Origin of the sequence: Rhodovulum visakhapatnamense (assembly GCF_004365965.1) — a bacterium.
GTDB classification, from domain to species: Bacteria; Pseudomonadota; Alphaproteobacteria; order Rhodobacterales; family Rhodobacteraceae; genus Rhodovulum; species Rhodovulum visakhapatnamense.
The window spans coordinates 58,200-83,178 of the sequence record NZ_SOEB01000007.1 but is presented as its reverse complement, the minus strand read 5'-3'; the positions used below and the strand labels follow the sequence as shown (position 1 = coordinate 83,178).

The following is a 24,979-nucleotide window of genomic DNA, read 5'->3' as shown; positions in this document are numbered from 1 at the left end:
CTGCGGCTTTTCGGCACAAATTTGCAAGACTAAGCTCGCGCCCGAGAAAACCCAGGGAGAACGCCATGAAGGATCTCACCCATTTCGTGAACGGCCAGCACACCGCCGGGACCTCGGGCCGGTTTGCCGATGTCTACAACCCCGCGCTTGGCGAGGTTCAGGCGCGCGTGCCGCTGGCCTCGAAGGCCGAGGTCGATGCCGCCATCGCCGCCGCCGCCGAAGCCCAGCCGGGCTGGGCCGCCACCAACCCGCAGCGCCGCGCCCGGGTGCTGATGGAGTTCGTCCGCCTGCTGAACCGCGACATGGACAAGCTGGCCGAGGCGCTTTCGTCCGAGCATGGCAAGACCCTGCCCGATGCCAAGGGCGACGTGCAGCGCGGGCTCGAGGTCATCGAATTCTGCATCGGCGCGCCGCATCTTCTGAAGGGCGAGTTCACCGACAGCGCCGGTCCCGGCATCGACATGTATTCGATGCGCCAGCCGCTGGGCGTGGTTGCGGGCATCACGCCCTTCAACTTCCCCGCCATGATCCCGATGTGGAAGATGGGCCCGGCGCTGGCCTGCGGCAACGCCTTCATCCTCAAGCCCTCGGAACGCGACCCCTCGGTGCCGCTGATGCTGGCAGAGCTGCTGCAGGAGGCGGGCCTGCCCGACGGCGTGCTGCAGGTCGTGAACGGCGACAAGGAGGCGGTCGACGCGATCCTCGACAACCCGGCGATCCAGGCCATCGGCTTCGTCGGCTCGACCCCGATTGCCGAATACATCTACGGGCGCGGCTGTTCGAACGGCAAGCGCGTGCAATGCTTCGGCGGCGCCAAGAACCACATGATCGTCATGCCCGACGCCGACATGGACCAGGCGGCCGACGCGCTGGTGGGCGCGGGCTATGGCGCGGCGGGCGAACGCTGCATGGCGATCTCGGTCGCGGTCCCGGTGGGCGAGGAAACCGCCGACCGCCTGATCGAAAAGCTGGTGCCGCGGATCGAAAAGCTGAAGGTCGGCCCCTATACCGCCGGCAATGACGTCGATTACGGCCCGGTCGTCACCGCCGAGGCCAAGGCCCGGGTGCTGGGGCTGATCGACAAGGGCGTGGCAGAGGGCGCCGAGCTGGTGCTCGACGGCCGCAACTTCTCGCTTCAGGGCTACGAGAAGGGCTTCTTCGTCGGCCCGACGCTGTTCGACCGGGTCACCACCGACATGGAGATCTACCGGACCGAAATCTTCGGCCCCGTGCTCTCGACCGTCCGGGCGAAGACCTATGAAGAGGCGCTGGGCCATGCCATGGACCACGAATACGGCAACGGCACCGCGATCTTCACCCGCGACGGCGACACCGCGCGCGACTTTGCCAGCCGGATCAATATCGGGATGGTGGGCATCAACGTCCCGATCCCGGTGCCGCTGGCCTATCACACCTTCGGCGGCTGGAAGAAATCGGGTTTTGGCGATCTGAACCAGCACGGGCCCGACGCCTTCCGCTTCTACACCCGGACGAAGACCGTGACCGCGCGCTGGCCTTCCGGCCTGAAGGAAGGCGGCGAGTTCCACTTCAAGCAGATGGACTGAGACACAATCAGGAGGCGGCCTGCGGGCCGCCTCTTCCCGGCGCCCCTCCGGCTTCCTACATGTCAGCGATGACAGACCGCACCGAACCCTCCGCCGACCGCCTCTGGGGCCTGCCCGACCCGGTGCTCCAGCCCGAATTCTATGCCGACGTGCCCTCCAAGCGGCTGGCCGCCTGGGTCATCGACGTGGTCCTGATCCTGATCCTGTCGCTGCTGGCGCTGCCCTTCACCGCCTTCACCGCGATCTTCTTCCTGCCGCTCTTCTTCACCCTTGTGGGCTTTGGCTACCGTACCGTCACGCTGGCCCGCGGCTCGGCCACCTGGGGGATGCGGATCATGGCGATAGAGATTCGCAATGCCCGTGGCGAGAAACTCGATCTGACGACGGCTGCCCTGCATACTTTGGCCTATTCGGCCTGTATCACCTTTTTGTTGCCGCAATTGGCCTCGGTGATCCTGATGCTGACCGGCGCACGTGCCCAGGGATTACCTGATTTCCTCCTTGGAACCGCCGCCATTAACCGACCTGCAAATCCGTAGCAACAATCCCTTGGCGCCTCGGGGGACGAGTGTTAGCGTATTCGTAACCAGGATATGACTGCCCGACGATGCGCCACACCCTTCCGCTTGCGCCACAGTTCTATGTGACGGCGCCCCAGCCCTGCCCCTATCTGCCCCGGCGGATGGAACGGAAACTGTTCACCGCGCTGCAGGGCGACACCGCCGAGACGCTGAACGACTCATTGTCGAAACAGGGCTTCCGGCGCTCGCAGAACGTGCTGTACCGCCCGGCCTGCGCCGATTGCACGGCCTGCCTCTCGGCCCGGATCCGGGTGGCCGACTTTCAGCCGACCCGCAGCCAGCGCAAGGCCCAGAACCGCAATGCCGATCTCAAGCGGCAGGCCAGTTCGCCCTGGGCCACCGAAGAGCAGTACACGCTTTTCCGCCGCTATCTCGACAGCCGCCATGCCGATGGCGGGATGGCCGACATGGACATCTTCGAATTCGCCGCGATGATCGAGGAAACCCCGGTCCGCTCGCGCGTGGTCGAATATACCGCCGATCCATCCGATGGCGGGCGCCACCGGCCGCTGGTCGCGGTCTGCCTGACCGACATCCTCGATGACGGGCTGTCGATGGTCTATTCCTTCTACGAGCCCGAGCGGACCAAACGCTCGGTCGGGACCCATGTGATCCTCGACCATATCGAGATCGCGCGCGAGGCCGGGCTGCCTTACGTCTATCTCGGCTATTGGGTGCCGGGCAGCCCGAAGATGGGCTACAAGGCGAATTTCTCGGCGCTCGAGATCTACAAGAACGACCGCTGGCAGGATATCGGCACGCCCGAGGACCATCACGCCGAAACCCACCCGCTTTCGGTCGCGCCCATTGCCGAACAGGTCGCCCGGATCCACCTGCCCGACAGCCGCCCCACCCGCGATTGATCGCGCCCGGGACCGGAGCAGGGCCGCCCGCGGCCCGGCGACAGAAAAGAACAAGCCCGCGCCAGTGGCGCGGGCTTTCCTTTGGACGGACCTCCCGAAATCAGCCGTTTGGCAGGAGGTTCGGCACGATGGTCACGATCCCGGGCAGGAACCACAGGATCGCCAGCCCGATCACCTGGATCACTACGAAAGGCGCGACGCCCCGATAGATATGCCAGGTCGTGACCTCCTTCGGCGCCACGCCCCGCAGATAGAACAGCGCGAAACCGAAAGGCGGGGTCAGGAACGAGGTCTGCAGGTTCACCGCGATCATGATCGTCACCCATTTCGGGTCGAAAGTGCCGCCATAGATAACCGGCCCGACAATCGGGATCACGATGTAGATGATCTCGAGGAAATCCAGCACGAAGCCCAGGACGAACAGAACCAGCATCACCAGCAGGAACACCGTGAACTCGTTGTCGAAGCTGCGCAGGAACTGCTGGATGTAATGCTCGCCCCCGAACGAGATCACCACGAGGTTCAGCAGCTGCGAGCCAATCAGGATGGTGAAGACCATCGAGGTCACCTTGGCGGTCTCGCGCACCACCGGCCGCAGAACGCCCGAGCGCAACAGCACCCAGCAGGCATAAAGGATGCCAAACATCGCGAAGTGATAGGTGCCCTGCGCCACGAAGAAGGCGATCCAGTCCTCGACCGGCACGCTCTCGCGCCCCAGCCTCAGATCGAAATTGGTGCCGACCAGCAGCATGATGACGATGGCATACGAGGCCCAGAGGATCAGCTTGCCGGTCCGGTGCTCTTCCTGCAGCTTGCGATAGGCGGCCAGCATCAAGGCCCCGCCCGCGCCCAGCGCCGCCGCGGGCGTCGGGTTGGTGATACCGCCAAGGATCGAGCCCAGCACCGCCACGATCAGCACCAGCGGCGGGAACACCACCCGCAGAAGGTCCGACCGCGAGAGGCAGGCCACCGCATAGCGGCAGCCGTAAAGCACCATCAGGACGGGCAGTGCCAGCATCAGCAGCACCGTGCCGGGCGAGGCCAGCGGCCCGATGAAAAGCGCATCGACCAGAAGACCCAGAACGATCCCCGCCCCGCCGATCAGCAGCGGCGCAGGCCGGGCTGTCGGCACCACGCCCCGCGCCGTGACCAGCGCCAGCGCGAGGAAGGTGAAGGCCAGCAGCACCCCGCCCGAGACCGGCGGCGTCGCCGCAATCCTGGCGGCGCGCGCGGCGGCGAGTTCGTCATCGGTCAGCTGATGCATCTCGACCCGGCCGCTGCCTGCGTCGATCTCTTCTTGCTGGGCAACGGCGCGATCCCATTTCGACTGGCCGTGCAGCGCGATCATCGAGGCCTTGCACTGATCGGGCACGTTGGTCCGCAGGCTTGCGGATTCGGCCGTGTTGGAATAGCGCGAAACGGTGACGTCCTGGCTGCCGGCGATGCCGGTCGCCTCCATCAGCAACGCCAGCCCGATCACCCCGGCGGGGGCGGCCAGAAACCAGGTCAGCGCCGAGCCCTTGCGGCCGCGCCGCGCCCCGGCCTCGATCACCGGCGGCGCCTTGTCGGGGTTCAGAAGCGCATAGCCGAAGGCATAGGCCGCATAAAGCAGCGCCAGCAGCACCCCCGGCAGGATCGCGGCCTGGAACAGCGTGCCGACCGAGACCACCGCCGCCTGCCCCAGATAGGTCAGCGCATCGGGACAGCCCGCAAGCTGGGCCCGGGTTTCCTGCGCGGTGGCATAGATATCGCCCGCCAGCGTGCCCAGAAGCACGATGATGATCGAGGGCGGGATGATCTGCCCCAGCGTGCCGCTGGCCGCGATGACGCCGGTCGCCAGCTCGGGCGAATACTTGTTGCGCAGCATGGTCGGCAGCGACAACAGGCCCATCGTCACCACGGTCGCGCCGACAATGCCGGTCGAGGCAGCGAGGAAGGCGCCGACCACCACCACAGAGACCGCCAGCCCGCCCGGCATCGGCCCGAACACCCGCGCCATGGTGGTCAGCAGGTCGTTGGCGATCTTCGAGCGTTCCAGCGTGATCCCCATCAGCACGAACATCAGAACCGCCAGCAGCGTCTCGATCGACTGCCCGGCAAAGACCCGTTCGTTCATCCGGTTGACGATGAAGCTGATATTGCGGTCCATCGCCGTCTCCCAGCCCTGCGGGAACAGCGCCGTGGTGACGGTGGGCAGGTCGGGATAGCGGAAATGCGAAATCGCGTCGGGGTGGATGCCCTGGGCCAGCAGCGCGTCATAGGCCGCGCTGCCGGTATCGATGGCCTGCGCCACCAGAATGCCCGCGCTGTCCAGCGCCGCGATGATCCCGAAGGAGATGACCGCCGCGCCGCCGATGGCGAAGGCCACCGGAAAGCCCGACAGGATGCCCCCGAAGAGGCAGAGAATGACGATGATCAGGCCGATCTCGACGCCATCAAGTCCGAATAGCATATGCCTGCCCTGCCCCTTTAATGCGTGCCTTCATAGGCTTCTTCGCCGGCGCCAAGGCTGTCCCGGTCGAGATATTTTCCGGCGCTCTCCTCGCCTTCCACGAATTCGAGGAAGGACCGGTAGAAGAACGCGATGGCCTGCAGGAACACGAGGCCGGTAAAGGCCACCAGAAGCACCTTGAACAGGAAGTACCCGTTGAAACCGTTGGGCGAGAACCCGATGGTCTCGACATTCCAGCGCACCGCGCGGGCCTTCATCAGAAGCCGCTCGATCGTGTCCGAGGCCGAGGGCTTGGGCGTGATCAGATGCCGCCACATGAAGAACCAGGAATACATCCAGACCAGCACCGCGACCGGCATCATGAACAGAAGCGACCCCGCCATGTCGATCGCCCGCTTGGCGCGGAAGCCCACCGCCGAATAGACCAGATCGACCCGCACATGCCCCGCCTGCACGAAGGTGTAGGTCGCGCACAGCGCCACGATGGCGGCGTTGTAGAGCTTCAGTTCCTCCGACCACCAGGACAGGTCCTTGGTGAAGGTATAGCCGAACGGCCCGACGCCGATTTCCGAGACCCGGAAGACCCGCTGCAGGAAGACGATCATGATCTGCTGCAGCACCATCAAGAGCCCGAACCAGGCGACGGCGCGGCCGATGCCGTTGGCCAGCCCCTCCAGCAGCCGGACCGCGCCCCACATGACCTGCCGCCGCCAGATCCCGACGGCGGTCAGCACCAGGAAGGCGGTGAAGACCACGAAGAAGAACTCGACCGAGCCGCCGTAATAGACGACCCGCATGATCGCCTGCTTGTCGGACCAGTCGAGCCAGAGCCCCGGATGGGACACGGCATAGCCGAAATTGTAGAAGGCCAGCAGGATGTTCTTGCAGACCCACAGAATGCCGTCGAGCATCCGGTTCTCCCGTTTGCCCCGCCTGTCGCGGCGGGATCGGTGAAGCATGGACGCCCCGGCCCTTGGTCCGGGCCGGGGCGCCAGATGGTACGGGCGCGGCCGGGCTCAGCCCAGAACGCGGTTCCGCTGGCGGGTGAAGACCCCCTCCGATATCTCGATCCAGGCAGCGGAATCGCGCATCGAGGCGACGTAGCTGTCGTAGATCTTCTTGTAGAGTTCGTCGCCCATGTACTGGGCAAAGACCTCTTGCGCAGCGGCGCCGAAGGCGTCCCACACATCGTCGCTGAATTCGCGCACCTGCACGCCGCCCGCCTGCAGCCGCCGCAGCGCCGAGGCGTTGTTCTTCATGAACAGCGACAGCGCCCACTGGTTGGCCGAGGCGGTCACCTGCTGCACCGCCGCCTGCTGCGACGGCGTCAGGCTTTCGAAGACCTCGAGGTTCATGGCCAGCGACAGGCCCGGACCGGGTTCATGGAAGCCGGCGGTGTAGTAGATCTTGGTGATCTCCTGGAAGCCCGCCTTCTCGTCGGCCCAGGGACCGATCCATTCGGTGCCGTCGATGGCCCCCGAAGACAGTGCCTGATAGACCTCGGACCCGGGCAGGTTCTGCACCGAGGCCCCGAGCTTGCCGAGGATCTCGCCGCCCTGCCCCGGCATCCGGAACTTCAGGCCCTTGAAGTCCTCGGGGCTCTTGATTTCCCTGCGGAACCAGCCGCCCGATTGCGGCCCGGTATTGCCCGCAAGGAAGCTTTTCAGTCCGAAGATCTGGCCCAGCTCGTTGTGCAGCTCGTGCCCGCCCGAGTGATAGTACCAGTTGTGCAGTTCCTGTGCGGTCATGCCGAAGGGCAGCGAGGCGAAGAACTGATAGCCCGGATGCTGGCCGACGAAATAATAGTCGACCCCGTGATACATGTCGGCCTGACCCGAGGTGACCGCGTCGAACACCTCGAAGGCGCCGACAAGCTCGCCTGCGGCCTTCAGATCGACGGTCAGCTGGCCGTCGGTGACGGCGGTGATCTGGTCGGCGCAATACTGCGCGGCGTCATGCACGCCCGCGAGCCCCCGCCCCCAGGTGGTGACCAGCGTCAGCGTGCGCTTGCCCTGGGCATAGGCGGGCGCGGCCAGCGCTGTGGCCGCCGCGGCCGAGCCTCCCAGCGCGGACCTGCGCAGAAATGAACGTCGATCCATGGTCTCTCTCCTCCCGGTTTCATGCCCGCCTCCTCGACGGGCGGATCGTTTTAGTGCGGGCAATCTAGCGGGAGGGTCAGGTCAGATAAATAGCAAGAAAGGACGAGGCCCGAACTTTCCTTGCAGATACGCCAGCCAATCCGCCCGAAAGTTGTGCAAAAGCACCGGGCGGCTGGCCGGCCCCCGTCCGGCGCCTGTCTCGATTCGGCGCCCCCGGCCCGAAGGGACCGGAGGCCGCCCTGGCCGGGTCAGCCGATCACGCGGTCGCGTTGGGCCCGATAGGTGCCCTCGGAAGCCTGCAGCCAGCTCGACGAGGTCCGCATCGAGGCCATGTAGCTGTCCAGCATCCGGTCGTAGATGTCGCCATCGCGGTTCTCTTCCAGCGCCTCCTGCGCGGCCCTGCCGAAGGCATCCCAGACCGGATCGGGGAAGGACATGATCCGCACCCCTTCCGAGGCCAGCCGCGACAGCGCCGCACTGTTCTGCGACAGGAACATCGCCAGCGTCCACTGGTTGCACTCGGCCGCGGCACTTTCCATGACCTGCTGCAGGAACGGCGTCAGGCTGTCGAAGAGATCGCGGTTCAGCGCCAGGCTGAGCCCCGCGCCCGGTTCGTGGAAGCCGGCGGTGTAATAGATCTTGGTGATCTCGTAGAAGCCCGCCTTCTCGTCGGCCCAGGGACCGACCCATTCGGTGCCGTCGAGCGCGCCGGTCGAGAGCGCCTGATAGACCTCGCCGCCGGGGATGTTCTGGACCGAGACACCCAGCTTGCCCATGGCGACGCCACCCAGCCCCGGCATGCGGAACTTGAGCCCCTGGAAGTCCTCGGGCGTGTTGATCTCCTTGCGGAACCATCCGCCCGACTGGGCGCCGGTATTGCCGACGAGGAACATCTTCAGCCCGAAGATCTCGCCCAGCTCGTCATGGAAGGCCGCGCCCTCGCCGTGATAATACCAGTTGATCTGTTCCTGCGCGGTCATCCCGAAGGGCACGGTCGAGAAGAAGGCGAAGGCCGGGTGCTGGTTGACGAAGTAATAGTCCGACGAATGGTACATGTCGGCCTGCCCCGAGCTGACCGCGTCGAATACCTCGAACGCGCCCACCAGTTCGCCCGCGGCCTTGATCTCGACCTTGATCTGACCGTCGCTCAGCGCCTCGATCCGGTTCTTGCAGAAGGTTGCGGAATCGTGGACCCCGGCCATGCCGTTCGGCCAGGAGGTGACCATGGTCAGCGTCCGCACCCCCTGGGCCAGGGCGGGGGCGGCCAGCGTCGTGGCCGCGGCGGCCGAGCCGCCAAGGGCGGAGGTCTTCAGGAAAGAGCGGCGATCCATGGGCAGATGTCCTTTTCTTGGGTCCGCTGCCCCGGGTCGGTCGTCGCTCGGACCGGCCGGAGCCTGCGTGCTGCGCAAAACGGGCGCGACCCTAGCCGCCCCGCGCGGCCCCGGCCAGCCGCCCCGCCTTGCTTATTCCGCATGCCGGACCTGCGCCCAGAACAACCCGCATTTCGCACTTGTTCGCAAGACCCCCGCTGACGCGCAACAAACGCAAAGGATTCATTGCCGCAGGGAACTATTCTTCACGATTTTTGCGGTTGACCCCTTCCGGGCAGGCTCCTAATGTCCCGCGCACGCAACGCCAAAGGAGTCCCGCGGCAATGACCCTCGTACTCGTAATTACGGAAGACAGGCGCATGGGCCGGTAACGGCGGACCCAGGGTCCTTCCCATGCGCCCCCGCTTCACGGGGGCTTTTTTATGCGCAAAAGCTGGCGGACAGCACGGAGAACGAAAAGATGACACAGCCCATGACCGGCGCGAAGATGGTGGTTCAGGCGCTCAAGGACCAGGGGGTAGATGTAATCTTCGGCTACCCGGGCGGGGCCGTGCTTCCGATCTATGACGAACTCTACCAGCAGACCGACATCCAGCACATTCTGGTGCGCCACGAACAGGGCGCGGTCCATGCGGCCGAGGGCTATGCGCGGTCGACCGGCAAGCCGGGCGTCGTTCTCGTCACCTCGGGCCCCGGCGCGACCAATGCGGTCACCGGGATCACCGACGCGCTGATGGACTCGATCCCGCTGGTCGTTTTGTCGGGCCAGGTCCCGACCTTCCTGATCGGCAACGATGCCTTCCAGGAGGCCGATACCGTCGGCATCACCCGCCCCTGCACCAAGCATAACTGGCTGGTGAAGGACCCCGACAAGCTGGCCGAAACGATCCATCAGGGCTTTCACGTCGCGACCTCGGGCCGCCCCGGTCCGGTGCTGATCGATATCCCCAAGGACGTCCAGTTCGCCGAAGGCACCTATGTCGGCCCGGTCAAGGCGGGGCATGGCCATTATCACCCCAAGGTCAAGGGCGACCGCGAGACGATCACCCGCCTCGTCGAGGCGATGGAAACCGCCGAGCGGCCGATCTTCTATACCGGCGGCGGGGTCATCAATTCGGGCGATGCCGCGACCCAGTTGCTGCGCGAGCTGGTCGAGGCCACGGGCTTTCCGATCACCTCGACCCTGATGGGTCTGGGCGCCTATCCGGCCTCCGGCAAGAACTGGCTGGGCATGCTGGGCATGCACGGGCTTTACGAGGCCAACCTCGCGATGCACGATTGCGACCTGATGATCTGCGTCGGCGCGCGTTTCGACGACCGGATCACCGGGCGGGTGGCCGATTTCAGCCCGAACTCGATCAAGGCCCATATCGACATCGACGCGTCCTCGATCAACAAGACGATCCATGTCGACCTGCCGATCATCGGCGATGTCGCCCATGTGCTGGAGGATCTGCTGCGGATCTGGAAGTCGCGCGGGCGCAAGGTCAACAAGGAGGCGCTGAAGCCCTGGTGGGCGCAGATCGACGAATGGAAGACAGTCGACTGCCTGCGCTACACCCCGTCCGCGCAGACCATCAAGCCGCAATACGCCCTGCAACGGCTCGAGGCGCTGACGCGGCACCGCAAGGACCGCTTCATCTGCACCGAGGTCGGCCAGCACCAGATGTGGGCGGCGCAATTCCTCGGCTTCGAGGCGCCGAACCACTGGATGACCTCGGGCGGGCTTGGCACCATGGGCTACGGCATGCCGGCCTCGGTGGGCGTGCAGGTCGCCCATCCGGAGGCGCTGGTCATCAACGTCGCGGGTGAAGGGTCGTGGCTGATGAACATGCAGGAGATGGGCACCGCGGTTCAGTACCGCCTGCCGGTCAAGCAGTTCATCCTCAACAACGAACGCCTCGGCATGGTCCGGCAGTGGCAGTCGCTTCTGCATGGCGGGCGCTATTCGCACAGCTGGTCCGAGGCGCTGCCCGATTTCGTCAAGCTCGCCGAGGCCTTCGGCGCCAAGGGCATCCAGTGTTCGGACCCGGCCGATCTGGACGACGCCATTGCCGAGATGCTGGCCTATGACGGGCCGGTGATCTTCGATTGCCTGGTCGAAAAGCACGAGAACTGCTTCCCGATGATCCCGTCGGGGCGCGCCCATAACGACATGCTGCTGGGCGACGCCGACACCGAAGGGGCGATCGGGACCAAGGGCGCGGTCCTCGTCTGAGCCATGGCGGCGGCGCTTTCCTCACCGCGGCATGGCCCGCACGGGCCGCCAGTCGGCGGCCCGTGGCGGCCACCGCTGGCCATCGCCGCCGCCGCCGCCCTGCCCTCGGCGATCCTTGCCGCCCGGATCGCGACGCGGCCAGATCACGTCCTGACCGCCGGTTGCGCTGGCTGCGGCCAAGGTGCCCGTCCCGGCCGCGCTAGCCGCCCAGAGCGGGTTGAGCGCGGCTCTGGCGCTGGCGGTTTTCGCGGTCTGGCGGGCGCCGGGCTGGCCCTTCGACCGCAAGGCCGCACTGCTGGTCGCGGCGGCACCTCTGGCGACGCCCTGTCTGTGGCATTACGATGCCGCCCCGACCGGCCTGGCCGCGCTGTTTCTGCTGCGGGCGGGCACCCTGCCCGTCTCGGACGGTCTGCGCGGACTGCTCTGGCTGCCTGCCTGGATCGGGCCCGGCCTGCTGATCTGGACCGTGGCGCTGATGCCCGGCCCGCAACCGCCCGCTGCGTGGCTTTTGCTGCCGGGCATGGCGCTGACCCTGGCGGTCGTGCTTTGGCCCCGTGCGGCCTGCCCGCATCCCCCAGACTTCGCCCGGCCCTCGGCCGGGTGCCAACGATAACGCCGAGAGGACATGACATGGCCCCGTTGAACATCCAGCAAGGCACCTCCAGACATTCCGCCTATGACCTGCGCGACCCCAATGCCGAGGCCAGCGAACGTCACACCCTGGCGGTGACCGTCGACAACGAGGCGGGCGTGCTGGCCCGCGTCATCGGCCTCTTTTCGGGGCGCGGCTACAACATAGACAGCCTGACCGTGGCCGAGGTCGACCATGCCGGCCACAAGAGCCGGATCACCATCGTCACCACCGGCACCCCTGCGGTGATCGAGCAGATCAAGGCCCAGCTCGGCCGGATCGTTCCCGTGTACGAGGTCCACGACCTGACCGTCGAGGGACCGTCGGTCGAACGGGAACTGGCGCTTTTCAAGGTCACGGGAACCGGCGAGAAGCGGGTCGAGGCGCTGCGGCTTGCCGACATCTTCCGCGCCAATGTGGTCGACTCGACGCTGGAGAGCTTCGTCTTCGAGATCACCGGCACGCCCCAGAAGATCGATGCCTTCGGCGAACTGATGCGCCCGCTCGGTCTTTGCGAAATGGCGCGCACCGGCGTCGCGGCCCTGGCGCGCGGCAACTGAGGTCTCGACGTCTGGACCCTGAAAGGATGAAGGCCTCCGGCGGGGTTGGAACCGGAGGCCTTCGGAGCCGGGGGAAATCCGGCAAATGGACCTGTCCCGGACACCCCTTCGGGGAGGTCCTGGGCGCAGATCCGCCCCGATTCGCGCTATGCGCAACGCGAACCGCTAAACAAGGTTAACACCGGACATCCGATTGTGGGAACAATCCGCTTGCCGCAAGCGGCAAGCTGCCGGTTCCGACGCTGCGTCGCCCATCTCCCCCTGTACGCCCGACCCCGCCGCCAGCCGCTCCGGGCCGCAATCTTTCCAGATCTCCCCGCGCCCGGTAGAATGACGCACCACACGTGACGACGTATTCGGGGCCGGGCACGGTCCCTGGGAGGAGATATGGTCGCGCGCGAACGCTTCGTCAGGAAAGCGGACTGGGTCCGCTTCCTGGAAACCGGTTTGTTGCCGGACGATCTCGCCCCGGATCTGGCGGCCTCCTGGCTGCGCTCGCGCGACTCGGGCGTTCTGCCCGACCGGATGACGGCGCCGCAGGTCACCGACGAGGTGCTGCTGCGCAAGCGCACGGAAACCGCCGAATTGCGGCGGCTGGCCCGGGCTGCGCTGCTGCGGGCGCGGGCGATGCTGAAGGATACCGGGTCGATGATGATCCTCGCCTCGCCCGACTGCATCATCACCGAGACCGAAGGCGATCCCGGCGTCATCGATACCGGCCGCGAGAACCGGCTGCAGATCGGCGGCAACTGGCAGGAAACCAGCATCGGCACCAACGGCATCGGCACCGCCGCAGCCTCGGGGCGCCCGGCGCTGGTCCATGGCATCCAGCATTTCTGCGAAGAGATCCAGCGCTGGAGCTGCGCCGCCGTGCCGGTGCTGGACCCGGTCGACCGGTCGCTGCGGGGCATCGTCGACATCTCGGGACCGACCGATGTGTTCCTGCCGCAAAGCATGGCGCTGGCGATGGCCGTCGGCGACGAGATCACCCAGGCGCTGGCACGTATGATCGGCGAAGAGCGCGAGGTGCTGTACCAGCAATTCATGGGCCGCCGCGCGCGCTGGCAGAACACCCACATGATCCTGATCGACCGGCGCGGCGCGGTGCTGCACGACACCCGCGCGGTCTGGTCGAACCAGGCGATCCAGGGCGGCGCCATCGGCGACCGGCGCGAAGACGACTGGGCAGGCGAGATGTCGGACCGGTTCTCGGGCATGGATGGCGAGATCCTGCGCCGCGATGGCCTGCCCATCGGGTTGGTGCTGACCGCCTATCGCGGGCGGCGGACGCCCGTCGAAACCCCCAGCGGCGACCCGTTCGACGCTTTTCTGGGCACAGCACCTGCGATTGTCCGGTTGCTTGAGCATGCGCGCTGCGTGGCCGGCTCGGCCGTGCCGGTGCTGATCAGCGGCGAGACCGGCACTGGCAAGGAGTTGCTGGCCCGCGCGATCCACGACGCCTCGGCCCAGCGGCACGGGCGTTATGTGCCGGTGAATTGCGGCGCGCTGCGCGCCGACAGTGCCGCGGGCGTGCTGTTCGAAACCGACGGCCCCGGCAGCGGCGCGGTGGCCGCGGCGCATGGCGGCACGCTTTGCCTGGACGAGATCGGCGAGATGCCCGCAGACGTGCAACCCTTCCTGCTGCGGGTTCTCGAAGACGGGCTGACCCGGGCGCGCAGCCCCGATGCGCCGGAACGCTCGGACTTCCGGGTGATCGCGCTGACCCATCGCGACCTGCCCCGGGACGTGGCCGAAGACCGGTTCCGGCGCGATCTCTTCCACCGCATCTCGACGATCCAGTTCCGGCTGCCGCCGCTGCGCGACCGGGCCGAAGACATTCCGCTGCTGGCCCAGCATTTCCTGGCCCAGGCGGCGGCGGAGGCCGGGCGGCAGGCGCCCGCGTTGACGCGCGCGGCGCGCGAGACGCTGATGGCCTATCCCTGGCCCGGCAACGCACGCGAGCTGAGAAACGACATGCAGGCGCTGGTGCTGTTCTGCGGTCGCGGCGTGATCGACGCCGAGGACCTGCCCGAAAAGATCCGGACCCCGGCCGCCCCCCTGCCCCGGCCCGAGCCCGACGAACGCGCCCGCATCCTGAAGGCGATGGCGGCAAGCGGCGGCAACATGTCGGCCACCGCCCGGCGGCTCGGGATCGCGCGCTCGACGCTTTATACCAAGCTCGCGGCCTACGGGCTGACCCGGCCCGACGACCGGACCTGACCGGCCGGGCCCCGGAACCGGCGCGAATCGCACCGCTCCCATCCCCCCAAAGAACCGTCCGGGCCCTGTCCGGCACCTGTCCGGACAGCCGGACACTTCCTGTCCGGCGCCCTCTGCCGCTGCCCCAGGACGCCCGCCCCTGAAAGCCCTGTCTTGATGCCCGATACTGTCCGGCGCCCGCGCCCGTGCCGGACAGGGCCGGTGCCACCGCCCGCCCGCATAGTCTGACCGGACGGCGCCCCGAGACGGCGCTGAAACGGGAGGAAACACGCATGACACAGACCGCACGGAACGCGCGGTCGGTTCAGGTGCTGGGCATCGACGCCGGCGGCACCATGACCGACACGTTCTTCGTCGATGCAGATGGCGACTTCGTCGTCGGCAAGGCCCAGACCACGCCCGCGAACGAGGCTCAGGGCCTTCTGGAATCCAGCCGCGAGGGGCTCGAACACTGGGGCCTGACGCTGGAAGACGCGCTGCGCAACATCCAGACCGGGGTCTATTCCGGCACCGCGATGCTGAACCGGGTGGTGCAGCGCAAGGGGCTTCGGGTCGGGCTGATCGTCAATGCCGGGATGGAGGATTTCCACCGCATGGGCCGCGCGATCCAGGCCTATCTGGGCTTCGCCTACGAGGACCGCATCCACATCAACACCCATTACTACGACGATCCGCTGGTGCCGCGCGACCTGACCCGGGGCGTGGCCGAGCGGATCGACATGATGGGCACGGTGGTGATCCCGCTGAACGAGGACACGGCCCGGACCGCCGCGCGCGAGCTGATCGCCGAGGATGTCGAGGGGATCGTGATCTCGCTTCTGCATTCCTACAAGAACCCGACCCATGAACGCCGGGTGCGCGACATCGTCGAGGACGAGGTCAAGGCCAGCGGCAAGCCGATCCCGGTCTTTGCCTCGACCGACTACTACCCGGTGCGCAAGGAAACCCACCGTACCAATACCACCGTGCTCGAGGCCTATGCCGCAGAGCCCTCGCGCCAGACGCTGCATGGCATCTCGGGCGCCTTCAAGGATCACGGGTCCAAATTCGACTTTCGGGTGATGGCGACCCATGGCGGCACCATCTCCTGGAAGGCCAAGGAACTGGCGCGCACCATCGTGTCGGGCCCGATCGGCGGCGTGATCGGCGCCAAGTATCTGGGCGAGAAGCTGGGCTACAGGAACATCGCCTGTTCCGACATCGGCGGAACCTCCTTCGACGTGGCGCTGATCACGCAAGGCGAGCTGACCATCCGTAACGATCCCGACATGGCGCGGCTGGTGCTGTCGCTGCCGCTGGTGGCGATGGACTCGGTCGGCGCGGGCGCGGGCAGCTTCGTGCGGCTCGACCCCTATACCAAGGCGATCAAGCTGGGTCCGGACAGCGCAGGCTACCGCGTCGGCGTCTGCTGGGCCGAAAGCGGCATCGACACGGTCTCGATCTCGGATTGCCATGTCGTGCTGGGCTACCTGAACCCCGACAACTTCCTCGGCGGGCAGGTCAAGCTGGACCGTCAGCGCGCCTGGGACGCGATCAAGGTGCAGGTCGCCGACCCGCTGGGGATGTCGGTCGAGGATGCCGCCGCCGGGGTGATCGAGCTGCTCGATGCGGAACTGCGCGACTACATGCGCTCGATGATCTCGGGCAAGGGCTACAGCCCGGGCAGCTTCACCTGCTTCAGCTATGGCGGCGCGGGGCCGGTCCATACCTATGGCTATACCGAGGGGCTGGGCTTCGAGGACGTGATCGTGCCGGCCTGGGCCGCGGGCTTTTCGGCCTTCGGCTGCGCGGCGGCGGATTTCGAATACCGCTATGACAAGTCGCTCGACATCAACATCGACACCGATGCCCACGAGGCCGACAAGGCGTCCCAGGCCGAAGTGCTGCAGGCCGCCTGGGACGAGTTGACCGAGCGCGTTCTGGAAGAGTTCGAGCGGAACGGCTATGCTGCCGACAAGGTCGAGCTGCAGCCCGGTTTCCGGATGCAGTATCGCGGCCAGCTCAACGACCTGGAAATCGAAAGCCCGATCGCCTCGGCCGGCGGCGCCGACGACTGGGACCGGCTGGTTTCGGCCTTCAACGACACCTATGGCCGGGTTTACGCCGCCTCGGCCCGCTCGCCCGAACTGGGCTATTCGGTGACCGGCGCGATCATGCGCGGCACCGTGCCGATCCCGAAGCCGAAGATCCCCGAGGAACCCCTGCACGACGCCACCCCGCCGCGCGAGGCGCGCACCGGCACGCGGCAGTTCTACCGCAAGGGCCGCTGGGTGGAGGCCCAGCTTTACCGGATGGAAACGCTTCTGCCCGGCAACCAGATCGTCGGCCCCGCGATCATCGAATCCGACGCCACGACCTTCGTCGTGCCGGACGGGTTCGAAACCTGGCTCGACGAACACCGCCTGTTCCACCTCAAGGAACTGTGACGCGCGAAAGGGAGGACATCACATGAACATCCAGACAGATATCAAGGGCATCGTCCGCGGCGGCGAGACCCTCAAGCAGCACCGCGACAAGATCATGGAGGCCACCAAACGCAGCGGCCACTATGCCGGGCTGCGCCACATGGAGCTGCGGGACGAACACCCGATCAAGTACAACAAGCTGTTCTCGCGGCTTCGGGCCGGTGTCGTCGATGCCCGCGAGACCGCCAAGAAGATCGCGGCCTCGCCCATCGTCGAGCAGGAGGGCGAGCTGTGCTTCACCCTCTATAACGCGGCGGGCGACAGCATCCTGACCTCGACCGGCATCATCATCCATGTCGGCACCATGGGGGCCGCGATCAAATACATGATCGAGAACGGATGGGAGACCAATCCCGGCGTCAAGGACCGGGACATTTTCTGCAACAACGACAGCCTGATCGGCAACGTCCACCCGTGCGACATCCACACCATCGTGCCGATCTTCCACGAGGGCGAGCTGATCGGCTGGGTCGGCGGCGTGACCCATGTGATCGATACCGGCGCCGTCGGTCCGGGCTCGATGACCACGGGCCAGGTCCAGCGCTTCGGCGACGGCTATTCGGTGACCTGCCGCAAAATCGGCGAGAACGACACGCTGTTCCGCGACTGGCTGCATGAAAGCCAGCGCGCGGTGCGTACCACGCGCTACTGGATGCTCGACGAACGCACCCGGGTCGCGGGCTGTCACATGATCCGCAAGCTGGTCGAGGAGGTGATCGCCGACGAGGGGATCGATGCCTACTGGCAATTCGCCTACGAGGCGGTCGAACATGGCCGGCTGGGGCTGCAGAACCGGATCAAGGCGATGACCATTCCGGGCACCTATCGCCAGGTGGGCTTCGTCGACGTGCCCTATTCCCACGACGATGTACGCGTGCCCTCGGACTTCGCCAAGGTCGACACGATCATGCACACGCCGTCCGAGATGACGATCCGCAAGGACGGGACCTGGCGGCTCGATTTCGAGGGCTCGTCCCGCTGGGGCTGGCACACCTACAACGCCCATTCGGTCAGCTTCACCTCCGGTATCTGGGTGATGATGACCCAGACCCTGATCCCGAGCGAGATGATCAATGACGGCGCCGCCTACGGCACCGAATTCCGCCTGCCCAAGGGCACCTGGATGAACCCCGACGACCGGCGCGTGGCCTTCGCCTATAGCTGGCACTTCCTCGTGTCCTCCTGGACGGCGCTCTGGCGGGGGCTGTCGCGCAGCTATTTCGGGCGCGGCTATCTCGAAGAGGTCAATGCGGGCAATGCCAATACCTCGAACTGGCTGCAGGGCGGCGGCTTCAACCAGTATGACGAGATCCATGCCGTGAACTCGTTCGAATGTGCGGCCAACGGGGTCGGCGCCTCTGCGGTGCGCGACGGCATCAGCCATGCGGCGGCGATCTGGAACCCCGAAGGCGACATGGGCGACATGGAGATCTGGGAACTGGCCGAGCCGCTGGTCTATCTCGGCCGCCAGATCAAGGCATCGTCGGGCGGCGCGGGCAAGTATCGCGGCGGCTGCGGCTTCGAGAGCCTGCGCATGGTCTGGAACGCCAAGGACTGGACCATGTTCTTCATGGGCAACGGCCATATCAGTTCCGACTGGGGGCTGATGGGCGGTTATCCGGCGGCCTCGGGCTACCGCTTCGCCGCGCATGATACCGGGCTGAAGGAGAAGATCGCCAGGGGCGAGCCGATCCCCTGGGGCGGCGATACCGACCCCGAAAACCCGGTCTGGGACGGGATGCTGGAGGGCGCCCGGATCAAGCGCGACAAGCAGGCCATCACCACCGAGGAAATGTTCGCCGATTACGATCTTTATCTCAACTACATGCGCGGCGGCCCGGGCTTCGGCGACCCGCTCGACCGCAAGCCCGAAGCGGTGGCGGCCGATGTGAATGGCGGCTACCTGCTCGCGCGCTTTGCCGACAGCGTCTATGGCGTCGTGCTGGCCGAGGGCGAGCGCGGCCGGGTGGTGGCCGATCTGGCCGCGACCGAGGCGCGCCGTGCCGAGATCCGGCAGGAACGGCTGGCCCAGTCGGTGCCGACCCGCGACTGGATGGCGGGCGAACGCGACAAGATCCTCGCCAAGGACGCGGGCACCCATGTCCAGCAGATGTATGCCGCCTCGTTCAAGCTCGGCCCGAAATTCGAACGCGATTTCCGGGCGTTCTGGGACCTGCCGGACAGCTGGCAACTGAAGGAGGCCGACCTGCCGATCCCGTCCTACGGCAAGGACTATTCGATGGACCTGTCGGAACTGCCCGATGTGACCATCGTCAAGCTGGTCGAGGAATGACCCAACCGGGGCGCCGGCCGACCCCGGCGCCCTTTTCAGAAAGGGAGGAACAGACATGGCCTATACCGAAGCCAAGATCCGCGATCTCGTGGACGGCACCATCGACCAGGACACGCTGCATCAGATGCTGTCCATGCCCAAGGATCAGGAACGGTTCGAAATCTACCTCGAGATCCTGCAGGAGCAGGTCCCCTGGGACGACCGCATCATCCTGCCGCTGGGCCCGAAGCTTTTCATCGTTCAGCGGGCCGAGGACAAGAAATGGGTGATCCGCAGCTGGGCCGGGCACGATTTCTGCGACTGGACCGAGAACTGGAAGCTGCATGCCAAGGTCCGGGTCCGCGACACGCCGGAGGCGATGGAAAAGCTCTATCCGAAGCTGATGGCCCCCTCGACCGGCTGGCAGGTGATCCGCGAATACTTCTGCCCGCTCTCGGGCGATCTGCTCGATGTCGAGGCGCCGACACCCTGGTATCCGGTGATCCACGACTTCGAGCCGGATATCGACACCTTCTACCGCGACTGGCTGGGTCTTGAGGTGCCCGAGCGCGCCTGACCGAGGCCCCGGCCGCGCCGCGGCCCCCTTTCCGAAGGGGGCCGCATAGGCCCTCGCCGAACCTTGCCGCAAGGCGAAAGAAAGTCGCCGCAAGGTTGTGCAAACAGCTTGACCCGTCGCCCTCCCCGCCTTTTCATTGTCCCGCCCCATCAAGGGAGGCTTGGGCCATGTCTATGCTTCTGAGCGATCTGCGCACCACCTTCGGCTATCTGCTTCAGGCTGCCCTTTGCCGGGCGTTCGGACCATTGTGCCCCAAGGCGCCGCCACGTCCCGATTACAGCGCGGTCTATACCTCGCCGGAGTTCACCGTCGAGCGGTTCGGGAAATGCCAGAAGGGCAGCTATATCGAGGTCTACCGGCCGAAGACGCCCTGGCTCGGGCAGAACGGACGCCCCAAGGCGGTGATCTTCCTGCACGGATTCGTGCTGGGGGCCTCGCAGATCTACCGCGCCCATCTCGAACACCTGGCCCGTCAGGGCTATACCGTCTTCTTTCCGAACTTTCAGACCGGGTTTTGCAGCTTTCCCGAAAGAGGGCTGATGACCGTGGCAGAGTTGCTGGACGAGGTCTTCGGCGACGGGCTGCGTCCGTCTCAGGAAAAATGGATGCAAAACGCGCTGGCCAGCGTCACCGATGCCTATGCCCGGGTCGGCTTCGGGCCCGATGTCGCGGTCGATACCTATGTCTATGGTCATTCGCTGGGCGGCCTCTTCGCGCTGAGCTGGCCCTGGTACGTGACCCGGGACGGCCTGCCCGCCAACCTCATGCCGCTGCAGGTCGTGACTGCCGACCCGATCCCCAGCAGTTCAGCCGCGTCGGCGCCGGGCCAGATCGGCCTGGCCCTCGACCGGTTGCAGGACGATGTGAACCTGAGCGTCACGGGAAAGGCACTGACCATGCCGGTCGCAATCCTGCATGGCGATGCCGACTGGATCGTGCCGAAATCCGAATGGGACATCCCGTTCGGCAGCATCGCCACAGATCGCAAGCGCATGTACCTGTCGCAGACCGATACCCATGGTTGCCCCGGGCATTTCGCCAATCACGAACAGGCAACCGACGATACCAGCTTTTTCCGCCCGCTTCTGTCTCTGTTGCTGCTCGACGGCGTTGGCGCCGAGGACACGCTGGACTGGCGCTATCTTTGGTTCGCGCTCGATCAGGTGATCCGCGAGGGCGCCGAGGCCGACCGTCTAGAGTTCGACCTGGGACATTGGTCCGACGGCCGCCCCGTACGCCCGGTCAAGGTCTATCTTTCGGGCGACGCGGCCTGAACCCGGTCTGGGATCCCCCGAGGTCGCTCGAGGCCTCGGGATCTTCGTCCGGGTGGCCGGGGTCTGGGTGGCCGGGGGCGAACTTGCTCGATGCCAGCGGCGCGTGTCGCGCTCTTCTTCGTACGGGTCATCCCGAGCAGTCGCAAACACGGCTCCTCACCGAATTGCCGAACTGCGGTGGCAGCCAGTCGATACCTTTCCCGAGCCCGCACCGATCTGCGTGAAGGTTCGGGCATCTCGGACCGCTCCTTCCGAGCGCTGACGCTCTGCGAACGGTCCGAGGCCGACTACCGGTGTGCAGGCTCAGAAATCCTGCCAGCCGCTGTCGTTCACAGCCCGTTTGGGCGCATCCATCGCGGCGAACGGCGGGCGATCGGGCTTGTAGGAGGGCGCCGACGGGCTCCGCGGGCGGGCGACGGCGGGGGCGCTGCCCTTCAGACGGAACCGGGCGACGAGGCTTTGCAGATTGCCCGCCTCCTGCTTCATCGTCACCGCGGCGGCGTTCGCCTCCTCGACCATGGCGGCGTTCTGCTGGGTGACCTTGTCCAGCTCGTTGATGCCGACATTGATCTCGCCCAAGCCCACCGACTGTTCCTGAGCGCCGGTCGCGATCTCGCCGATCAGTTCGGCAATGTTGCTGACGCGCTCGACGATGTCGGTCAGCGCCTCGCCGGTCCGGTTCACCAGCGCGACACCGGATTCGACCTGATCGGAACTGGACGAAATCAGCGTCTTGATCTCTTTCGCGGCCTCGGAGGACCGCTGCGCCAGTGCCCGTACCTCTGACGCCACAACGGCAAAGCCCCGGCCGGCCTCGCCCGCCCGCGCCGCCTCGACGCCCGCGTTCAGCGCCAGAAGGTTGGTCTGGAAGGCGATGTCGTCGATCACGCCGATGATCTGGTTGATGCCGTCGGAGGATTTCTTGATCTCGGACATCGCGCCGATGGCTTCCTTGACCACCAGACCCGATTGTTCGGCATTGCCCCGCGCCTCGCGCACCACATTCTCGACCTGGGCCGCGCCATCGGCCGCGGCGCGCACGCTGGCGGTCATCTCGTCCATGGCGGCGGCGGTCTCTTCCAGCGTGGCGGCCTGATTCTCGGTCCGCCGCGACAGGTCGTCGGAGGCGCCGCTGATTTCCTCGGCCCGGGTGGTGATCTCGGTCGAATTCTCGACGATTTCGCCCATCAGCGCGTTCAGCGTGTCGACAGTGGCGTTGAAATCCTGACGCAGCTGTTCATAGGCAGGGGCGAAGGTCGTGTCGATCGTCCGGGTCAGGTCGCCCTCGGACAGCGCCCGCAGCCCGACGCCCAGATCGGTCACCACGCGTTCCTGTTCGCGCCGGTCTTCCTCGCGGGCGGCGGCAAGCCGTTCGGACTCGGCCAGCTTGTCGCGGAACTCGGACAGGTTGCGGCCGAGATCTCCAATTTCGTCATGGCGCTTGGACGCCGGGATCTCGGTATCGTAACGGCCATTCGCGACATCGCGCATCGACTCCACGAACGCCGCCAGCGGCCGGGTGACACTGCGCACCAGCACGGCCGACACGGCGATCAGCAGCAACATACCGACAATCAGCGTGATAATCGACGCCATCCGCATGCTTGCCAGTTCGGCGTTGATGTCCGACACATAGGCGCCGGTTCCGACGAACCAGCCCCAGGGTTTGAACTGCTGCACCGAGCCAAGCTTTTTCTCGGGCTCCGTCTCTCCGGGTTTCTGGAACCAGTATTCGACCGTGCCCGCCCCGTCGCGCAGCGCAACCTCGCGCATTTCCTGAAAGAGTTTCAGCCCCTTGACGTCGGCATAGTCGGATTTGTCGGTTCCGACCCATTCCGGCAAAGTGGCATGCGCCGTCACAACGAGGTTGTTGTCGAGCGCGAACAGGTACCCCGACTCTCCGAAGCGCAGCGTCTCGAGAAGCCGACGCCCCGTCGCCTCGGCCGCCGGACGGTCCATCTCACCGGCCTCCACCTTCGCCTGCAGATCGTCGAGCAGCGATATCGCAGCATCGGTCATGCCGCGAAGCTCGGTCTCGCGCATCTGGTAGGCGTTGCTGACCGCGCGCGTGAGAAGAAGGACCGACAGCACGATCGACAGCGCAAGCGCGACGATCACGATCAGATAAATGCGGAAAGGAATCCGGTACAGGAAGGCGGGCATGCGGGCTACCTCGAATTGTGCATTGCGGGGCGGTATACCGCAAAGCGTTTAGAAACTCTCTTAAAGTTCAATTCTAGGTAAATGCTGGATGACTTTTCCAACAGATCGGGCGAGCCCGCCTCGAGACCCTTTTATCGTTTATTTTTATGAGCTTATCGACACGCGAACGGATTTCTCACTCAGTCAGGCACCGGGTCGATGGTGTGCAACGCTTCGACAACCATACTAAACTGACAAAACCTAGCCCGAAATTACCCCCGGACTTCCATTCTTTCGCCCCCCCGGACCCATCGCGCTGTCACAGTTGACCCCTTTGCCGATCAGACACGCCATCGGACGGACGCGCCCGGGCGCCCACGCGTGGAAAACTGACGACACGACAAGGGCCGCCTTCGAGGCGGCCCGGTCCTTCGCGAATGAAAGATGAAACCGGCGCTGCGGCGGCCCCGCCCTAGCGGGACGGCCCCGACACGGTAACCGGAACCTCGTTCTGGGCAAGCGCCACCGCAAGATCCGGATCTGCCTTTATATCGGCCAGTTGATAACGCTCGGTCAGCGCTTTCGGCGAAAGCTCGATGTTCTTGGCCACGTTCGCGCCCGGCGCCGACGGTCCGTAGGTCCGGCCATTCACCGAGAAATAGACCGAGCCCGAATTGCCGGCGCGCAGCGTCGGCGGCTCGTCGGTCCGGGGCAGCACATAGCTTTCGCCGGCATTGAGGATCTTCTCAAGCAGCACGGTGCCGTCCGCCGCCGAAACGCGGACCCAGGCGGGTCGCACGGCCAGAAGCGCCAGTTCGGGCGTTGCATCGGCGGCCACGACCTGAACCGGGGTTGCGCCGGAAACAGCCGTGCCGACCTGGGTAACGGTCATGCCCGGTGTGCCCGCACCGGCCTCGGCCAGCGCGCTGGCGACGGCACGGTCGAAGGCCCGGTCGGGACGGCGGTCGCTGGACAGAACCCCGATCTCGCCGGGGTCGATGGTGGCAATCGGCCCGTCGCGGGCGACCATGACCGGCCGGTCGAGCGCCTGAGGGCGATAGAGGCGGTCGAGCGCCTCGACCGAAGGGGGCGTGGCGGGCGCTTCGTCCGACAGCGGATCGGCCCCGGCCACCTGCAGCGGATCGACATCGGCGATCAGACCCGGCTGATCGTCCAGCGGCGCAAGCCGCACCTGCTGGATTTCCTTCAGCACCGACCAGCCGCCATAGCCCAGCACCGCGATCAGCGACAGCAACACCAGCATCGAGCCGATGGCGCCGGGCTGAACCTGGGAAAACATCGCCGGACCGCGTGGCACGAAGATCGCATTCGGATCGGCCAGCGGATCGCGCGGTTCGGAGACCGACTTGCGGCGCGAGGCCTGCGGACGGGGCGAGGCAGCCGCGTCCATGGCGTTGACGGTCGCGAAATTGCCCTCTTCGCAGAAGCGGCGATAGGCCCATTCCGGGTCGAGCCCCAGATAGCGGGCATAGGACCGCACATAACCGGCGATGAAACCGGGCGTCTCGAAGGCCGTGGGATCGGCGTTCTCGATGGCGGCGATATAAGTTGCGCGGATCTTCAGTTCGCGCTGGACGTCCAGCAGGGATTTGCCGAGCGTCGCCCGCTCTCCCCGCATGACATCCCCAAGACGCAATTCGAACGCATCGAAACCTTTGGGTGCGTCTTGCGAGCCCTCAGCCGCGCGCGGCTGCCTGCGCCTGATCAT

Annotated in this window: 17 protein-coding genes; 11 read left to right on the top strand and 6 right to left on the bottom strand. The window is 66.1% G+C overall.

Annotation, left to right across the window (positions count from 1 at the left end; translation table 11 throughout):
• The first annotated feature begins 65 nt into the window (after positions 1-65).
• The 3 genes from EV657_RS08310 to EV657_RS08300 all read left to right on the top strand — a co-directional run bounded on the left by EV657_RS08310 (position 66) and on the right by EV657_RS08300 (position 3,009).
• Entirely contained in the window at positions 66-1,565 is a 1,500-nt protein-coding gene (locus tag EV657_RS08310; RefSeq protein ID WP_134077611.1) for a CoA-acylating methylmalonate-semialdehyde dehydrogenase, read from the top strand.
• Positions 1,566-1,624: 59 nt separating this feature from the next.
• A complete protein-coding gene (locus EV657_RS08305; protein WP_237400478.1) occupies positions 1,625-2,104 on the top strand; it encodes an RDD family protein in 480 nt (159 codons plus the stop codon).
• A gap of 68 nt (positions 2,105-2,172) precedes the next feature.
• Positions 2,173-3,009, top strand: a complete 837-nt coding sequence (locus tag EV657_RS08300) for an arginyltransferase (RefSeq protein ID WP_075785669.1) — start codon at positions 2,173-2,175, stop codon at positions 3,007-3,009.
• A 100-nt stretch (positions 3,010-3,109) separates the two neighbouring features.
• Here the strand turns inward: EV657_RS08300 and EV657_RS08295 are convergent, their stop codons facing one another.
• The 4 genes from EV657_RS08295 to EV657_RS08280 all read right to left on the bottom strand — a co-directional run bounded on the left by EV657_RS08295 (position 3,110) and on the right by EV657_RS08280 (position 8,891).
• Entirely contained in the window at positions 3,110-5,461 is a 2,352-nt protein-coding gene (locus tag EV657_RS08295) for a TRAP transporter large permease (protein WP_134077610.1), read from the bottom strand.
• 17 nt (positions 5,462-5,478) lie between these two features.
• Entirely contained in the window at positions 5,479-6,372 is an 894-nt protein-coding gene (locus EV657_RS08290) for a TRAP transporter small permease subunit (protein WP_075785667.1), read from the bottom strand.
• A 105-nt stretch (positions 6,373-6,477) separates the two neighbouring features.
• Positions 6,478-7,560, bottom strand: coding sequence for a TRAP transporter substrate-binding protein (locus EV657_RS08285; protein ID WP_075785666.1), 1,083 nt, complete (start codon positions 7,558-7,560; stop codon positions 6,478-6,480).
• Positions 7,561-7,808: 248 nt separating this feature from the next.
• Entirely contained in the window at positions 7,809-8,891 is a 1,083-nt protein-coding gene (locus EV657_RS08280; protein ID WP_134077609.1) for a TRAP transporter substrate-binding protein, read from the bottom strand.
• Positions 8,892-9,351: 460 nt separating this feature from the next.
• On the opposite strand from EV657_RS08280, the gene EV657_RS08275 reads away from it, so the two are divergent.
• The 8 genes from EV657_RS08275 (at position 9,352) to EV657_RS21870 (ending at position 21,108) form a co-directional block, all read left to right on the top strand.
• Positions 9,352-11,109, top strand: a complete 1,758-nt coding sequence (locus tag EV657_RS08275) for an acetolactate synthase 3 large subunit (RefSeq protein WP_134077608.1) — start codon at positions 9,352-9,354, stop codon at positions 11,107-11,109.
• Between the two features lie 217 nt (positions 11,110-11,326).
• Positions 11,327-11,722, top strand: coding sequence for a hypothetical protein (locus tag EV657_RS08270; RefSeq protein ID WP_134077607.1), 396 nt, complete (start codon positions 11,327-11,329; stop codon positions 11,720-11,722).
• A 17-nt stretch (positions 11,723-11,739) separates the two neighbouring features.
• Complete coding sequence (gene ilvN / locus EV657_RS08265) at positions 11,740-12,300, top strand: acetolactate synthase small subunit (protein WP_075785661.1); 561 nt, start codon at positions 11,740-11,742, stop codon at positions 12,298-12,300.
• Between the two features lie 387 nt (positions 12,301-12,687).
• The gene (locus EV657_RS08260) at positions 12,688-14,520 is read left to right on the top strand and encodes a sigma-54-dependent Fis family transcriptional regulator (protein ID WP_134077606.1); all 1,833 of its coding nucleotides are present in this window, start codon (positions 12,688-12,690) and stop codon (positions 14,518-14,520) included.
• A 272-nt stretch (positions 14,521-14,792) separates the two neighbouring features.
• Complete coding sequence (locus EV657_RS08255; RefSeq protein ID WP_134077605.1) at positions 14,793-16,946, top strand: hydantoinase/oxoprolinase family protein; 2,154 nt, start codon at positions 14,793-14,795, stop codon at positions 16,944-16,946.
• A gap of 22 nt (positions 16,947-16,968) precedes the next feature.
• Positions 16,969-19,278, top strand: coding sequence for a hydantoinase B/oxoprolinase family protein (locus tag EV657_RS08250; protein ID WP_134077604.1), 2,310 nt, complete (start codon positions 16,969-16,971; stop codon positions 19,276-19,278).
• 55 nt (positions 19,279-19,333) lie between these two features.
• A complete protein-coding gene (locus tag EV657_RS08245) occupies positions 19,334-19,834 on the top strand; it encodes an acetone carboxylase subunit gamma (RefSeq protein WP_134077603.1) in 501 nt (166 codons plus the stop codon).
• Positions 19,835-20,001: 167 nt separating this feature from the next.
• Positions 20,002-21,108 carry an alpha/beta fold hydrolase domain-containing protein gene (locus EV657_RS21870; protein ID WP_208323247.1) on the top strand — a complete coding sequence of 369 codons (1,107 nt, stop codon included), beginning with the start codon at positions 20,002-20,004 and terminating at the stop codon, positions 21,106-21,108.
• 303 nt (positions 21,109-21,411) lie between these two features.
• On the opposite strand, the gene EV657_RS08230 is transcribed toward EV657_RS21870, so the two are convergent.
• The gene (locus EV657_RS08230; protein WP_113668520.1) at positions 21,412-23,271 is read right to left on the bottom strand and encodes a methyl-accepting chemotaxis protein; all 1,860 of its coding nucleotides are present in this window, start codon (positions 23,269-23,271) and stop codon (positions 21,412-21,414) included.
• Between the two features lie 451 nt (positions 23,272-23,722).
• Entirely contained in the window at positions 23,723-24,979 is a 1,257-nt protein-coding gene (locus EV657_RS08225; protein WP_134077602.1) for a helix-turn-helix domain-containing protein, read from the bottom strand.